This is a genomic window from Yinghuangia seranimata (genome assembly GCF_029953285.1).
Taxonomy (GTDB): domain Bacteria; phylum Actinomycetota; class Actinomycetes; order Streptomycetales; family Streptomycetaceae; genus Yinghuangia; species Yinghuangia seranimata.
The window spans coordinates 1-14804 of the sequence record NZ_JASAOI010000035.1 but is presented as its reverse complement, the minus strand read 5'-3'; the positions used below and the strand labels follow the sequence as shown (position 1 = coordinate 14804).

At 70.2% G+C, this 14804-nt stretch carries 13 protein-coding genes; 1 reads left to right on the top strand and 12 read right to left on the bottom strand.

Annotation, left to right across the window (positions count from 1 at the left end):
* Positions 1–269 precede the first annotated feature (269 nt).
* From QI554_RS22545 to QI554_RS22530, 4 genes are all read right to left on the bottom strand, one after another.
* Positions 270–665: a DUF6113 family protein gene (locus QI554_RS22545; RefSeq protein WP_281472004.1), complete on the bottom strand. Its 396-nt coding sequence runs from the start codon at positions 663–665 to the stop codon at positions 270–272.
* A gap of 29 nt (positions 666–694) precedes the next feature.
* On the bottom strand, positions 695–1585 hold the full coding sequence (gene mshB, locus QI554_RS22540; RefSeq protein ID WP_281472003.1) for an N-acetyl-1-D-myo-inositol-2-amino-2-deoxy-alpha-D-glucopyranoside deacetylase: 891 nt from the start codon (positions 1583–1585) through the stop codon (positions 695–697).
* An 88-nt stretch (positions 1586–1673) separates the two neighbouring features.
* A complete protein-coding gene (locus QI554_RS22535; RefSeq protein ID WP_281472002.1) occupies positions 1674–2300 on the bottom strand; it encodes a class I SAM-dependent methyltransferase in 627 nt (208 codons plus the stop codon).
* A gap of 129 nt (positions 2301–2429) precedes the next feature.
* The gene (locus tag QI554_RS22530) at positions 2430–2624 is read right to left on the bottom strand and encodes a DUF2304 domain-containing protein (protein WP_281472001.1); all 195 of its coding nucleotides are present in this window, start codon (positions 2622–2624) and stop codon (positions 2430–2432) included.
* Positions 2625–2824: 200 nt separating this feature from the next.
* On the opposite strand from QI554_RS22530, the gene QI554_RS22525 reads away from it, so the two are divergent.
* Positions 2825–4960, top strand: coding sequence for a S9 family peptidase (locus QI554_RS22525; RefSeq protein ID WP_281472000.1), 2136 nt, complete (start codon positions 2825–2827; stop codon positions 4958–4960).
* A 144-nt stretch (positions 4961–5104) separates the two neighbouring features.
* On the opposite strand, the gene QI554_RS22520 is transcribed toward QI554_RS22525, so the two are convergent.
* The 8 genes from QI554_RS22520 to QI554_RS22485 all read right to left on the bottom strand — a co-directional run bounded on the left by QI554_RS22520 (position 5105) and on the right by QI554_RS22485 (position 14691).
* A complete protein-coding gene (locus tag QI554_RS22520; RefSeq protein ID WP_281471999.1) occupies positions 5105–6133 on the bottom strand; it encodes an ABC transporter ATP-binding protein in 1029 nt (342 codons plus the stop codon).
* On the bottom strand, positions 6117–7154 hold the full coding sequence (locus QI554_RS22515) for an ABC transporter ATP-binding protein (protein ID WP_281471998.1): 1038 nt from the start codon (positions 7152–7154) through the stop codon (positions 6117–6119). Before QI554_RS22515 ends, QI554_RS22520 begins: the two co-directional genes overlap by 17 nt.
* Before the next feature lie 19 nt (positions 7155–7173).
* Positions 7174–8175, bottom strand: a complete 1002-nt coding sequence (locus tag QI554_RS22510) for an ABC transporter permease (RefSeq protein WP_281471997.1) — start codon at positions 8173–8175, stop codon at positions 7174–7176.
* A complete protein-coding gene (locus QI554_RS22505; RefSeq protein WP_281471996.1) occupies positions 8168–9097 on the bottom strand; it encodes an ABC transporter permease in 930 nt (309 codons plus the stop codon). Before QI554_RS22505 ends, QI554_RS22510 begins: the two co-directional genes overlap by 8 nt.
* Positions 9098–9234: 137 nt before the next feature.
* Complete coding sequence (locus QI554_RS22500; protein ID WP_281471995.1) at positions 9235–10899, bottom strand: peptide ABC transporter substrate-binding protein; 1665 nt, start codon at positions 10897–10899, stop codon at positions 9235–9237.
* Between the two features lie 477 nt (positions 10900–11376).
* Positions 11377–12432, bottom strand: coding sequence for an ABC transporter ATP-binding protein (locus tag QI554_RS22495; protein WP_281471994.1), 1056 nt, complete (start codon positions 12430–12432; stop codon positions 11377–11379).
* Between the two features lie 162 nt (positions 12433–12594).
* Positions 12595–13695: an ABC transporter ATP-binding protein gene (locus QI554_RS22490; RefSeq protein WP_281471993.1), complete on the bottom strand. Its 1101-nt coding sequence runs from the start codon at positions 13693–13695 to the stop codon at positions 12595–12597.
* Between the two features lie 12 nt (positions 13696–13707).
* Positions 13708–14691 (bottom strand): ABC transporter permease, encoded by a 984-nt coding sequence (locus QI554_RS22485; protein ID WP_281471992.1) that lies wholly within the window; start codon positions 14689–14691, stop codon positions 13708–13710.
* Positions 14692–14804 lie beyond the last annotated feature (113 nt).

Sequence of the window (14804 nt, the reverse complement as noted above, 5' to 3'; positions counted from 1 at the left end):
GTTGCGATCCTCGACCGCCCCGCGAGGCGGCCACCGACGGCTCGGTTGCGTCCTCGGCACCCGCCACCGACCGGTCAGGATCGTGTGCGGCGCGCCGTAACCGGGACGGAACCGCGTGCCTCTCCGGCACACGTGGGGCCATGACTGGACTTGGCCGCTACATGCGGAGCAACGAATGCGGCGCGCCGGAAGTTACGTTCACGACGCGGCACGCGCTGCGCCGAGGCGCCGCACCGTCCCACGTCAACGAGGATGGGCCGGGCGCCGGGTCACTTCCCGCGACCCGGCAGCCTTTCACCCGAAAGAAGTACGGGGCCGCTGCCGCCGCCCCACGGCTGCATAGCGATCATCACGCCGAGGATCGAGCCGCCGAACAGGTACAGGTACGACGTCGCGCCGCTGCTGAACAGGAAGTCGCCCTCCGCGCGCGGCGCCGCGGCGATGTAGAACACCGTGATGAGCCAGGCCGCGGCGGGCACCACCGCGCCCGCCTTGGAGCGCATCACGGTGCCGCCCGCGACGAACAGGCCGCCGGCCCCCGCGAGCGCGGCGATCAGGCCGCCGGGCAGGTAGGCGGCCTGCACGAAGGCGCCGACGACGCCGACCGCGCAGCCGAGCGCGAAGAGGGCGAGGTAGGCGGCACCCAGGCCGACTTTGGCGATCACAAAGGAACTCTAACGCCGGTCCGCGCGGGTCAGCCGCGCAGCCCTGCGAACAGGTCGGTCTCGTGGCCCTTGCCGTTGCGCTCGCCGAGCTCGCCCTTGACCAGCCGGTAGTGCTCGATCGTCATGATCGACTGGCCGACGTTGTTGGACAGCGCGAAGAACGTGTCGTCGGTGGCGATCTGCGTGGGGTACGCCTTCAGCGCCGCCACCTTGGCGTCGAGGTACTCGCCGGCCTCGATGCCGGTGGTGATCAGGGCGTCGTCCACGACGAACGGCAGCTCGTCGACGTCCACGATGTCGAACGGCAGCTCCTTGCCCTGGGCGGTGAGCGCGTCGAAGCTCTCCTTGATGACCGAGCGCGGGACCGCGTTCCAGTAGATCTTGCTGATCCCCCACGGCTCGCCCTCGCCGTACGCGGGGTCGGCGGCCAGCTCGGCGGCGCGCATCGCGACGCGGTGCGCCTGGATGTGGTCGGGGTGCCCGTACCCGCCGATCTCGTCGTAGGCGACCAGCACCTGCGGGCGCAACTCGCGCACGATCTCGACCAGGTGCGAGGCGGCCTCGTCGACGTCGGCCTGCCAGAAGGAGTCGGGGCGCTCGTTGGGCGCGGTGCCCATCATCCCGGAGTCGCGGTAGCGGCCGGGGCCGCCGAGCCAGCGCTGGTCGTCGACGCCGAGCGCCTTCATGGAGTCGGCGATCTCCGTCATCCGGTGCGGCCCGAGGGCGTCCTCCCGATCGGCGGCGAGGTGCGCCAGCTCGGGCACGAGGACCTCGCCCTCCTCACCGAGTGTGCAGGTCACCAGCGTGACGTGGACGCCTTCGGCGGCGTAGCGCGCCATGCTCGCACCGTTGTTGATGACCTCGTCGTCGGGGTGGGCGTGGACCAGGAGCAGCCGGAGCGGCGATGCGGGCGCAGTCATGACGGCCAGCCTACGTCGCGTCCGCGCCGACCGCCGGGCGCCCCGCTGCCGGATCCGGCGGCCCGGAACCGCCGACGGCCGACGGGGCTCAGCGCCGCCGGTGGACGAACACGCCGTACTCGCCCGCCGGGTCCCACTCCTCGCGGTCCCAGCCCGCGAACCGGTCGACGGGCTCCAGGCCGGCCGCGGCGCACGCGGCGTCGTAGGCGTCGGGTGTGACCAGCAGGCCGTCGTTGCCGCCGTCCAGGGCGAAGCCCGCGACGACGAGCCCCGCGGCGGGGGTGACGCAGGCCGCGAGGGTGCCGAGCACGGCCGCGAGGGTGCCGGGCGTCAGGTAGACCATGACGTTGCCGGCCGCGACGGCGAGGTCGAACGCGTCGGGTCCGCCGACCTCCCGTGGGTCGAGCTCGGCGAGGTCGCCGACCAGCCACGTGAGCTCGGGGGCTTCCGCGCGCGCCTCGCCGACCATCGACGCGTCGATGTCGACGCCGACGACGACGTGCCCGCGCCGGGCCAGTTCGGTGCCGAGCCGCCCCGTGCCGCACCCGGCGTCGAGGACGCGGGCGCCGCGCGGCAGCAGCGCGTCGCAGAACCGGGCCTCGCCGTGCATGTCGCGGCCCTCGGCGGCGAGCCGCCGGAAGCGCTCCGCGTACGCGGGACCCCGGGTGCCGCCGGTGACTTCGAGCCAGCGGTTGCGAGGGGCTTCGGTCGTCATGACCGCAACCCTACGTCGACCGCCGGAACGGATTACCGGCCGTGCCGGAAGCGCCGCGCGAGCGAGCGGAACCGGATGCGCGGATGTACGCGGGCCCGGAACCGGACGCGGATCGGGAAGCGCACCGGGTCAGAAATGGATGCCGTTGACGAGGCCGGCGAAGCTCGTGCCGGCGTCGCGGATCGACGGGGCCAGCGAGGTACCGGCCAGGTAGAAGCCGAGCAGTGCGCACACGACGGCGTGCAGCGGGCGAAGCGCGGCTTTGCGGATCAGGAAGACGGCCATGATGCCCAGAAGCAGCACGGCGGAGATCGAGACCGCCATGGGTCACGCACCTCCCGGGACGAAGTTGCTGAAAAGCCCGTTACAACGAATCAAGCTCAGACACGATGAGTTACGCAACAGTCACGGCCGGAAATCACCCGTTCAGCTCCGCGACAGGTCCGGTCGGCCGACAGCGAACGCCGGCCGGTCGGGTTGTCGGACATCCACACCGCGGGCCCTGCCCCCGTAGGCTGAGCGGCATGAGCTCGGAGATCACCTTTCCCCGGCAACACGCCCGCACCCAGCGCTTCACGCTGGGGGTGCCGCGCGCCTTCACCATCACCGCAGGCGCGTCCGGCGCGGGTCCCACCGTCCTGTTCCTCCGGTCCAAGTCCGGCGAGGACCGCGCCACGTGCCTGTGGGCCTACCGGCCGGGCGACGGCGAACGGCTCGTCGCCGACCCCGCCGCGCTGCTCGGCGGCGCCGCCGAGGAGTTGTCCGCGGAGGAGCGCGCGCGCCGCGAACGCAGCCGCGAAGGCTCGGCCGGCATCGTCGGCTACGCCGTCGACAACTCGGGCGCGCTGGCCGCGTTCACGCTCTCAGGGCGCCTGTACGCCGCCGACCTGGCGACCGGCGCCATCACCGAACTGGACACCCCGGGACCGGTGATCGACCCGCGTCCCGCCCCGACCGGCGGCCTGATCGCCTACACCGCGGGCGGCGAACTGCGCGTCGTCAACGCCGACGGCACCGGCGACCGCGCCCTCGCCACCCCCGACAACGACGACGTGACATGGGGCGTCGCGGAGTTCATCGCCGCCGAGGAGATGCAGCGCAGCCGCGGCTACTGGTGGGCGCCGGACGGCGCGTCGCTGATCGCGGCGCGCGTCGACAACGCGCCCGTGGACCGCTGGTGGATCGCCGACCCGGCCAACCCCGCCTCCCCCGCGCACGAGGTCGCCTACCCCGCGGCCGGCACCGCGAACGCCGACGTCACGCTGTTCGCATTCGACGCCGCGACCGGCGCGCGCACGGAACTCACCTGGGACCGCAAGGAGTTCCCGTACCTCGCGAACGTCGTGTGGAGCTCGGCCGGCGCCCCGCTGCTGGTCGTGCAGACCCGCGACCAGCGCGCGCAGCGCGTGCTCGCCGCCGACCCGGCTACCGGCGAGACCACCGAACTGCGCACCCAGACCGACCCGGTGTGGATCGACGTCATCCCCGGCGCGCCCGCGTGGACGCCCGACGGCCGCCTCGTGCTCGTCGACGACGCCGACGGGGCACGCCGCCTCCTGGTCGGCGACAAGGCGCTCACCGACGCGACGCTGCACGTGCGTTCGGTGCTCGACACCGGTGCCGAGGACATCCTGGTCACCGCCTCCGCGGGCGCCGAGGCCGAGGAGCGCGAGACCGGCGAGATCCACGTCTACGCGGTCGGCGCCGACGGTGCGACGCGCGTGACCACCACCCCCGGCGTGCACGCCGCGGTGCGGTCCGGCGCCACCACGGTGCTGGTGTCGTCGTCGCTCGACCGCTTCGGCCCGCAGGTGACGGTCCTTCAGAACGGCGTCGCCGTAGGCGAGATCGCGTCGTTCGCGGAGACCCCCGTGCTCACCGCCGAGGTCGAGCTGACCACCGCGGGCGCGGACGCCATCCCGTGCGCCATCCTGCTGCCGAGCGGCTTCGACCCGACGTCGGGCGTCTCGCTGCCGGTGCTGCTCGACCCGTACGGCGGCCCGCACGGCCAGCGCGTCGTCGCCGCGCGCAACCCGCACCTGACCTCGCAGTGGTTCGCCGACCAGGGGTTCGCCGTCATCGTCGCGGACGGCCGCGGCACGCCGCACTACTCGCCGGCCTGGGAGAAGGCGGTCCGCGACGACTTCGCGGGCGCGACGCTGGACGACCAGATCGCCGCACTCCAGGCGCTCGCCGTCGACCGCCCGTACCTGGACCTGACCCGGGTCGGCATCCGCGGCTGGTCGTACGGCGGTTACCTGTCCGCGCTCGCCGTGCTGCGCCGTCCCGACGTGTTCCACGCGGGCGTCGCGGGGGCGCCGGTCACCGACTGGCAGCTGTACGACACCCACTACACCGAGCGCTACCTCGGCCACCCGGCCGAGCAGCCCGCGGTGTACGCGGCGAACTCGCTGGTGGACGGCGGGGATCTGGGCGAGGTCGCGGACCCGGCCCGGCCGCTGATGATCATCCACGGGCTCGCCGACGACAACGTGGTGGCGGCGCACACCCTGCGCCTGTCGTCCGCGCTGCTCGCGGCCGGGCGTCCGCACGAGGTGCTGCCGCTGTCCGGCGTCACGCACATGACGCCGCAGGAGCAGGTGGCCGAGAACCTGCTGCTCCTGCAGGTCGACTTCCTCAAGCGCGCGCTCGGCGACTGAGGCCGGCCCACCGAAGGACAAAGGACAAGAGGCATAAAGACAAAGGAGCCCCGCACCAACGGTGCGGGGCTCCTTTGCTGTTCGCTGTTCGCTGTTCGCTGTTCGCTGTTCGCTGTTCGCTGTTCCTGCGCCTCGGGCGGGACGTCAGTGCGCGTGCACGATGTCCTTCTCCTCGGCGAAGTGGCACGCGCTGGCGTGCAGCGCCGGCCCGTGCATGCCCGTGCGCAGCTGGAGCAGCGGCTCCTCCTGCGCGCAGACCTCCTGCGCCTTCCAGCAGCGGGTGCGGAAGCGGCAGCCCGACGGCGGGTTGGCGGGCGACGGGACGTCGCCGGACAGGATGATCCGGTCGCGGTTGTCGCGCCCGGTCGGGTCCGGCACCGGCACCGCGGACAGCAGCGCCTGCGTGTACGGGTGCGTCGGGTGGTCGTAGATCTCGGTCTCGGTGCCGATCTCCACGATCTTGCCCAGGTACATCACCGCGACGCGGTCGGAGATGTGCCGGACGATCGACAGGTCGTGCGCGATGAACACGTACGACAGGCCGAACTCGCCCTGCAGCTTCTCCATCAGGTTGATGACCTGCGCCTGCACCGACACGTCGAGCGCGGAGACCGGCTCGTCGCAGATGATGATCTCCGGGTTGAGCGCCAGGCCGCGGGCGATCCCGATGCGCTGCCGCTGACCGCCGGAGAACTGGTGCGGGTACCGGTTGATGTGCTCCGGGTTGAGGCCGACCAGCTCGAGGAGCTCCTGGACGCGCTTCTTGGCGCCCTGCTTCGGCTTCGCCTCCGGGTGGATCGCGTACGGCTCGGCGATGATGTCCGCGACCGTCATGCGCGGGTTCAGCGACGTGTACGGGTCCTGGAACACCATCTGGATGTTGCGCCGCACCGCCTTGAGGGCGCCGCCGCTCAGCTTCGAGATGTCCTGGCCCTTGTACATGACCTGGCCCTTGGTCGCCCGCTCCAGGTTCATCAGGAGCTTGGCGACCGTCGACTTGCCGCAGCCGGACTCGCCGACCAGGCCGAGCGTCTCGCCCTTGTGGAGCTCGAACGAGACGCCGTCGACCGCCTTGACGGCGCCGATCTGCTTCTGGAAGAGGATGCCCTGGGTCAGCGGGAAGTGCTTGACCAGCCCGTTGACCTGGAGAATCGGCTCAGCCGCGGTTGCCATCGAGCACCTCCTTGGCGAAGTGGCACGCGCTGCCGCGGCCGGGGGCCACCTCGTGCAGCGGCGGGACGTCGGTACGGCACACGTCCTGCGCGTACGGGCAGCGCGGGTTGAACGCGCATCCGGTCGGGATGCGCATGAGGTTCGGCGGCAGGCCCTTGATCGCGTACAGGTCCTGGCCCTTGAGGTCGAGGCGCGGGATCGACGCGAGCAGGCCCTCGGTGTACGGGTGCGCGGGGCGCTGGTACAGGTCGTGCACCGAGGCTTCCTCGACGATGCGGCCCGCGTACATGACCGCGATCTTGTCCGCGACGTCGGCGACCACGCCGAGGTCGTGGGTGATCAGGATCAGGCCCATGTTGCGTTCCCGCTGCAGGTCCGCGAGCAGGTCCATGACCTGCGCCTGGACCGTCACGTCGAGCGCCGTGGTGGGCTCGTCCGCGATGATCAGCTCGGGGTCGAGCGCCATCGCCATGGCGATCATGATGCGCTGCCGCATACCGCCGGAGAACTGGTGCGGGTAGTCGCTCACCCGCTGCTTCGCCGCCGGGATCTTCACCAGGTCCATCAGCTCGATGGCCTTGGCCTTGGCGTCCTTGCGCGACATGCCCTTGTGCACCCGGAACATCTCGCCGAGCTGGAAGCCCACCGAGTACACCGGGTTCAGCGCGGACAGCGCGTCCTGGAAGATCATCGCGATCTTGTTGCCGCGGATCTTGCGGCGCTCCTCGCCGGACATCTTGAGCATGTCGCGGCCCTGGAAGCGGATTTCGCCCTTGGTGATGACACCGGGCGGCATGTCGAGGATGCCCATGATCGTCTGGGCGGTCACCGACTTGCCGGAGCCCGACTCGCCGAGCACCGCGAGGGTCTCGCCGGCGGCCACCGAGTAGGACACGCCGTTGATGGCCTTGGCCACCCCGTCGCGGGTCCGGAACTCCACGTGCAGGTTGTCGACCTCGAGCAGCGGCGCGCCGGGCACGGTGCCCTTCGCGTCGGTCTTGGTCAGCTGGTTCGTCGTCACTGGTATGTCCCCTCCCCCGTCAGCGGAGCTTCGGGTCGAGGGCGTCGCGGACCGCGTCGCCGAGCAGGATGAAGCTGAGCACCGTCACGGAGAGGAACAGCGACGGGAAGAACAGCTGGTACGGCTGGTCCCGGATCACCGTGGTGGCGCTGGAGATGTCCGCGCCCCACGAGACCTCGGTCGGCGGGAGGCCGATGCCGAGGAAGGACAGCGTCGCCTCGGTGGCGATGAAGGTGCCGAGGGAGATCGTCGCCACGACGATGACCGGCGCGATGGCGTTCGGCAGCACGTGGCGCATCAGTATGCGCGGCGTGCCGGCACCGAGCGCGCGGGCCGCGACCACGTAGTCGGACTGCTTCACGGTGACCACGGAGCCGCGCATGATGCGGGCGATCTGCATCCAGCCGAACACGCCGAGCGCGCCGACCACGAGCCAGATGGTGCGGTCCTCGGGGAACGCGCTCATGAAGACCAGCGCGCCGAGCAGCAGCGGGATGCCGAAGAACACGTCGGTGACGCGCGCGAGGATCGCGTCGATCCAGCCGCCGAAGTAGCCGGCGAACGCGCCGATGACACCGCCGAGCAGCACGACGAGCGCGGTGGTCACCACGCCGACGGTGATCGACGCGCGGGCGCCGTACACCGTGCGGGCGTAGATGTCACAGCCCTGCGTGTTGGTGCCGAACCAGTGGTCGGCGTTCGGCTTGATGTCGGTGTCGACGATCGGGCAGTTGTTGGGGTCGGCGCTGCTGAACACGCCCGGCCACAACGCCATGAAGACGAGCAGCAGGAGCAGCGCGGCCGACACGTAGAAGCGCGGGCTGCGGCGCAGTTCGCGCCACGCCTCGCCCCACGCGCCGCGCGGCTTGCCCGGCGCCGGCTCGGCGTACACATCGGTCTTCTCGACCGTCATGCCTTCGGTGTCGGCGAGCGCGACCGTACGGAACTCCTGGTCGCCGAAACCCGGCTGCTCCTGGCTCCCGGTCGGCAGGTGCTCGTGATCCTTCTCGTACTCAGGCATACCGAATCCTCGGGTCCAGAACGGCGTAGAGCAGGTCGACGATCAGGTTCATGACCAGGTAGATCATGACCAGCGCGGCGACCGCGCCGACGACCGTCGAGCTCTCGTGCCGGGTCACCGACAGGTAGATCAGCCGGCCGACTCCGTCGACGTTGAAGATGCCCTCGGTCACGATGGCGCCGGCCATCAGCGAGCCGAGGTCCGCCCCCAGGAAGGTGACCACCGGAATGAGCGAGTTGCGCAGCAGGTGGACGGTGACGACGCGGCGCCGGGGCAGGCCCTTGGCGGTCGCCGTGCGCACGTAGTCCGCGCGGATGTTCTCGACGATGCTCGTCCTGGTGAGGCGGGCGACGAACGCCAGCGACAGGGAGCCGAGCACGATGCCGGGGAGGATCAGGTCCTCCCAGGTCGGGTCGCCGGGGGTGGCGGTGGCCGGGAACCAGCCCCACTGGAGGCCCATGAAGTACTGCAGCACGTAGCCGAGCACGAAGACCGGGATGGAGATGACGACCAGCGTCACGACCAGCACGACCGAGTCGGCGAACTTGCCGCGCTTCAGGCCCGCGATGAGGCCGGCGGTGACGCCGATGACGACCTCGATGGCGAAGGCGACGAGCGCCAGCCGGATCGAGATCGGGAAGGCCCGCTTGAGTTCGTCGGCGACCGGGATGCCGTTCAGCGTGGTCCCGAAGTCCCCTTGCAAGAGGCCCTTGAGGTAGTACCAGTACTGCACGATGAGCGAGTCGTCGAGGTGTAGCTCGGCCCGCTTCTGTGCGACGAACACGGGGTCCGCGCCGCGGTCCCCGAACATGGCGGAGATGGGATCGCCACCCAGCTGGTACACCATGTAATAGATCAAGAACGTGGTCCCGATGAACACCGGGATCATCATCAGCAGCCGCCTGATGACGTACCGCCCCATGCCAGCCTCCTGCTTAGGGTGACACGGCCTGCAGCCGACGCCCGTCTTGTGGACGGCGTCGGCTGCGCCCGCATTACGCTCCGAGGGGCCCGGCCTGGTCCGCTGAGGATCAGGCCGGGCCCGTCAGACGTCGCTCACTACTTGACGGTGACCTCGGTGAAGACCGGGTTGCCGAAGACGTCGAACTGGACGTTGCTGACGTTGGTCGAGTAGCCGGCCTTCGTCGTGTAGTACCAGAGCGGGATGGACGGAAGGTCCTTCACCATCTGGGCCTCGGCCTGCTTCCACAGGTCCAGCGACTGGTTCTTGTCCGCCGTGGCCATGGCCTGCTTGGCCAGGTTGTCGAACACCGGGCTGCTGTAGCCCGCGTCGTTCGACGCCGCACCGGTGCGGTAGACGTCGTTCAGGAAGTTGTCCGGGAACGGGTAGTCGGCCTTCCAGCCGGTGCGGTACGCACCCTGCATCTTGTGGCCGCTGATGTCCTTACGGGCAACCGAGAACTCCGGGTACAGCTTCGGCTCGCAGGAGCCGGCGCCGATGACCTGGTTGATGCTGTTGCAGACCGCGGTGACCCACTCACGGTGCGGGCCGTCGGCGTTGGTCGCGATGGTCAGCTTGCCGTGCGGGATGCCGCCACCCTCGGCGACGAGCTGCTTCGCCTTCTCCGGGTTGAACTTGCAGGTGTCGCCGCAGACGTCGGCGTGGCCGGGGATGCCCGGGGCGAGGAAGTCGTTCGCCGGGACCTCGAGGCCCTTGTAGATCGCCTTGGTGATCGCCGCACGGTCGATGGCCATGCTCAGGCCCTGGCGGACCTTCTCGGCACCCGGCTTCGACCACTCGGGGTCGTACAGCGGGAAGCCGATCTTCTGGATCGACAGCTGCGGCTGGACGATCGCGCGGTCGCCGAGGTCCTTCTGGAAGGAGGCGATCGCCGAGGTCGGCATCTGGTCGATGACGTCCAGCTTGTTGTCACGGAGCGCGGTGTAGGCGGCGTCGTAGGTCGTGTAGAAGACCAGCTTGACGCCGGCCGCCTTCGCCTTGTCGTTGCCCTTGTAGTTGTCGTACCGCTTGACCGTGATCTGCTTCTTCCGCTCCCAGCCGCCCGCGGCGGTGTCGAGCTGGAAGGGGCCGTTGCCGATCGGGGCCTCGCCGTACTTGGCCGGGTCCTTGTAGAACTCGGTCGGCAGCGGCATGAACGGCGTGTAGCCCATCTGCGCCTTGAAGGACGAGATCGGCGAGGTCAGCTTGATCGTGAAGGTGTTGTCGTCGACGACCTTCAGGCCCGACATCGTCTGGGCGGTGGGCTCACCCTGCTCGGGGTGGAGCTGGTCGTAGCCCTCGATCGGCTGGTACCACGTCGCGTTGATCTGCTTGTTCGTGGAGAGCGCGCCCCAGTTCCAGGCGTCGACGAACGACTTCGCGGTGACCGGCTCGCCGTTGTGGAACGTCCACCCGGACTTGAGCTTCACGGTCCAGTTCACGGAGTCCGTGGTGTCCATCGACTCGGCCATGGCCGGGACGGTGTCACCGGTCTTGGGGTCGTAGGTGTACAGACCGCGGAACATCATGCTCAGCGGGTAGAAGCCGCCGGTCTCGTTCGCGTTGGCGGGCTGCAGGAGGTTCTGCGGCTCGGTGCTGCTGGCCGTGTAGTAGCCGCCCGACGAGCTGCCACCGCTGGCGCTGTTGCCGGCGCCGGAGCCGGTGTCGCTCTTCTTGTTGTCGCTGCTGCTGCCACAGGCCGTGGCGGCGAGGGCGAGGATCCCGACCCCCGCCAGCCACTTAGCGCGCGTCGTTCCGCGCATGGGTTGCCTCCTCAAACATCACTTCGGAAGTGAAAACGACGGGCAACCCTGGGGTGTCCTCGCCGCGGCTGCCCGTCCAGTCGCGCCCCCGAGCGCATTGACCGTGTTCCGAGCACAAGCGCCTCTACTATCCGTCACCACTTCCGCGCCTCCAACCCTTCGGAGCATTGCGGTTTGATCACGCGACCCTCCGGAGCGTCTCAGCCACAGAGTGAGATTTTCACGAACAACACGCGACCAATCGGTAACGGGGTACCGCTGTCCGGAGCATACAGTCCGATGAACGAACAACCACACCGCGTCCCTACCTCGGGGTGTGCGGCAAAAAACGCTACGCAGAGTGGCGGCACCCAGGTGGACCATCGGCGCCGAGGCCGGGTCGGTGACGCGCGTAGCGCGGTGGCACAAACAAACAGGATGCCATCTCCGACGGAGACGGCATCCTGCGGGGTCCCGCTGGGCGGACGCGCGGTCCGGTCAGCGGTGCGTCAACGTGTCCTCGGCGGGCCCCGGGAAGTGGCACGCGACCCTGTGCCCGTCGGCCAGTTCGGCCAGTTGCGCGAGCGGCGGCTCCTGCTCGGCGCACAGCGGCTGGGCCTTCGGGCAGCGGGTGCGGAAGCGGCATCCCGACGGCGGCGCGAGCGGGCTCGGCGGGTCCCCGATCGGCAGCGCGCGCCGACCGCGCGCCTTGTCCGGATCCGGTTCGCACACCGCCGACAGCAGAGTGTGTGTGTACGGGTGGTGCGGGTTCCCGTACACCGAGTCACGGTCCGCGACCTCGACGATCTTGCCGAGGTACATGACCGCGACGCGCTCCGAGAAGTGCCGCACGACCGCCAGGTCGTGCGCGATGAACAGGAACGCGATGTCCAGCTCGCGCTGCAGCGACTGCAGCAGGTTGACCACCTGGGCCTGGATCGACACGTCCAGCGCGGACACCGGCTCGTCCGCGACGATCAGTTTCGGCCGCAGCGCGAGCGCGCGGGCGATCCCGACGCGCTGCCGCTGCCCGCCGGAGAACTCGTGCGGGAAGCGGTTGTAGTGCTCCGGGTTGAGCCCGACCCGCTCGAGCAGCTCCTTGACCTTGGCCTTGCGGCCGCCGGGCGGGTCGATGCGGTTGATCTCCATCGGCGCCGCGACGATCGCACCCACCGTCTGGCGCGGGTTCAGCGACGAGTACGGGTCCTGGAAGATCATCTGGATCTCGGAGCGGATCGGCGCCAGCTCGCGCCGCGTCGCGTGGCCGATTTCCCTCCCCTGGTACCGGATCGACCCGTCGGTCGGCTCCAGCAGCCGGGTGATCAGCCGCCCGGTCGTCGACTTGCCGCACCCCGACTCGCCGACCAGTCCGAGGCTCTCCCCCACGCCCACCGCCAGGTCGAGTCCGTCGACCGCGCGCACCTTCCCGACCTGGCGCCGGCCCAGACCGCCGGTGCGTACCGGGAAGTGTTTGACCAGCCCCGCGACCTCGAGGAGCGGGGCCGTGCCCGGCTCGGCGGAGGGCCGGTCCTGGACGCCGGTCTTCTGGTCCATGCGTGCTCCCTGCGGGTCGACGGTGCGGTGGTGGGGGCGACGGGAAGGAGGGGGCAGGCGCGCAGCGCCTTCGAATATGGGTGGCGGGGGGCGGCGGGAAGGAGGGGGCAGGCGCGCAGCGCCTTCGAATATGGGTGGCGGGGGGCGACGGGTGGGCGGTTTTCAGCCGAGCAGCGGCCGCACCTCGTCGGCGAAGATCCGCGTCTTGTCGGCCGTCGCGAGGTGGCACGCGGAGCCCCGCCCGGCCACCAGCTCCAGCGGCGGGCGGTCGAGCGAGCAGGCGTGCTCCGGCACCCGGGCCACGTAGTCGCAGCGCGGGTGGAAGGGGCAGCCGGGCGGCGGGTTGAGCAGGCTCGGCGGCGTGCCGCGCACCGGCCGGAGCGGCAGGTCGACGCTGCCGGACAGCTCGGGCACCGACGAGAGCAGTCCCCATGTATAGGGGTGTCGCGGATCCTTGAGGACCTCGCGCACGGTGCCCCGCTCGACGCACCGCCCCGCGTACATGACCAGCACGTCGTGCACGGTCGAGGCGATCACCCCGAGGTCGTGGGTGATGAAGATGATCGCGGTGCCGGTCTCCGCCTGGAGGTCGGCGATCAGGTCGAGGATCTGCGCCTGGACGGTGACGTCGAGCGCGGTGGTCGGCTCGTCGGCGATGAGCAGGTCGGGGTCGCACACCAGGGCCATCGCGATCATCGCGCGCTGGCGCATGCCGCCGGAGAAGTGGTGCGGGTAGTCGTCGGCCCGGCGGTTCGGATTGGGGATGCCGACCCGGCCGAGCATCTCGACGGCGCGGGCCTTCGCCTCCTTGCGGGAGGCACCCATGTGCTCGCGGTAGGTCTCGGCGATCTGCTCGCCGACGGTATAGAAGGGGGACAGCGCGGCCAGCGCGTCCTGGAAGATCATCGAGATGCGGCGGCCGCGCAGCCGGTTGAGCGTGCGGCGCGGCGCGCCGATCAGCTCCGTGCCGTCGAAGCGGATGGTGCCCCCCAGCTCGGTGCGCTCGGGGTTGTGCAGGCCGAGCACGGAGAGCGCGGTGACCGATTTGCCGGATCCCGACTCGCCCACGATGCCGAGCGTGCTCCCTCGCGCGAGGTCGAAGGACAGGCCGTCGACCGCCTTCACGACGCCGTCCTCGGTGCGGAACCGGACGGTGAGGTCGCGGACGGACAGGATCGCGGCGTCCGGGGCGGGGACGGAGGCGGAGTCGGGCGCCACCTGCTTCGGCAGGAGCACGCCGGCGCCGTCGGGGGTGTCGGGCATGAGGGCTCCTGGTCAGTCGAGGCGGACGCGCGGGTCGATGAAGGCGTACAGCAGGTCCACGACGAGGTTGGCCATGACCGTGAAGGTGGCGGCGACCAGTACGACGCCCATCATCAGCGGCAGGTCGGAGTCGGTGACCGAGGTGACCGCGAGCATGCCGATGCCGTGCAGCGTGAAGGTCGTCTCGGTGATGATCGCGCCGCCCATCAGCACGCCGACGTCGACGCCGAGGACCGTGATGATGGGGCTGAGCGCCGCGCGGAAGGCGTGCTTGAAGTAGATCCGCCGCGAGTTGAGGCCCTTGGCGTGCAGGGTTCTGACGAAGTCCTCGTTGAGGACGTCGACCATCGTGGATCTGGTGAGGCGCGCGTACAGCGCCATGAAGATGGCCATCAGGCAGAACCACGGCAGCAGCAGCCCGGTGAACCAGCCTCCGATGTCGGAGGTGAAGGGATGGTAGGCGGGCCGGTCGAGCCAGCCGAGCTGGTTGACGAACGCCCAGATCAGGAACGGCCCGAGGACGTAGATCTGGGTCGACACCAGGACCAGCGACGTGCCCATGGCGATCTTGTCGAACACCTTGCCGCGGTAGAACGCGGCCAGCGTGCCGAGCGTGACGCCGAGGAAGATGATCATCGCGATGGCGCCGATGGTCAGCGACAGGGTCACCGGGAAGCGGTCGAGCAGGGTGTTCCACACCGGCTCGTTGTTGTTGAACGAGTAGCCGAGGCACGGCGCGGCACAGTGCTTGGCGCCGATGTCCCGCCCGGTGAAGATCCCGGAGATGTAGATCCAGAACTGCTCGGCGAGCGACTTGTCCAACCCGAGGTCGTGCCGGACGTGCGTACGCATGTCCGGCGTGCAGTTCTTGCCGCACGAGAGGCTGACCACGGACTCCGCGCCGGACGAGGCGAAGAACAGGTAGAACGTGACGCCGCAGATGACGGTCAGGATGACGACCACCCCGAGCAGGCGCCGTACAAGGAATCGGAGCATGGCCCTGGCTCTCTTCCCTAGCGGAGGGGGCGGCAGAGGGGCCGGGGCGGGGGGGGGGGGGGCCCCCCCCCCCGGGGGGGGGGGGCCCGGGGGGGGGGGGGTAGCCCCGACCC

Bases quoted from the DNA above. Each gene is read 5' to 3' on its own strand.
- mshB (WP_281472003.1), bottom strand. From the start codon at position 1,585: ATGACTGCGCCCGCATCGCCGCTCCGGCTGCTCCTGGTCCACGCCCAC.
- QI554_RS22535 (WP_281472002.1), bottom strand. From the start codon at position 2,300: ATGACGACCGAAGCCCCTCGCAACCGCTGGCTCGAAGTCACCGGCGGC.
- QI554_RS22530 (WP_281472001.1), bottom strand. From the start codon at position 2,624: ATGGCGGTCTCGATCTCCGCCGTGCTGCTTCTGGGCATCATGGCCGTC.
- QI554_RS22525 (WP_281472000.1), top strand. From the start codon at position 2,825: ATGAGCTCGGAGATCACCTTTCCCCGGCAACACGCCCGCACCCAGCGC.
- QI554_RS22520 (WP_281471999.1), bottom strand. From the start codon at position 6,133: ATGGCAACCGCGGCTGAGCCGATTCTCCAGGTCAACGGGCTGGTCAAG.
- QI554_RS22510 (WP_281471997.1), bottom strand. From the start codon at position 8,175: ATGCCTGAGTACGAGAAGGATCACGAGCACCTGCCGACCGGGAGCCAG.
- QI554_RS22505 (WP_281471996.1), bottom strand. From the start codon at position 9,097: ATGGGGCGGTACGTCATCAGGCGGCTGCTGATGATGATCCCGGTGTTC.
- QI554_RS22500 (WP_281471995.1), bottom strand. From the start codon at position 10,899: ATGCGCGGAACGACGCGCGCTAAGTGGCTGGCGGGGGTCGGGATCCTC.
- QI554_RS22495 (WP_281471994.1), bottom strand. From the start codon at position 12,432: ATGGACCAGAAGACCGGCGTCCAGGACCGGCCCTCCGCCGAGCCGGGC.
- QI554_RS22490 (WP_281471993.1), bottom strand. From the start codon at position 13,695: ATGCCCGACACCCCCGACGGCGCCGGCGTGCTCCTGCCGAAGCAGGTG.
- QI554_RS22485 (WP_281471992.1), bottom strand. From the start codon at position 14,691: ATGCTCCGATTCCTTGTACGGCGCCTGCTCGGGGTGGTCGTCATCCTG.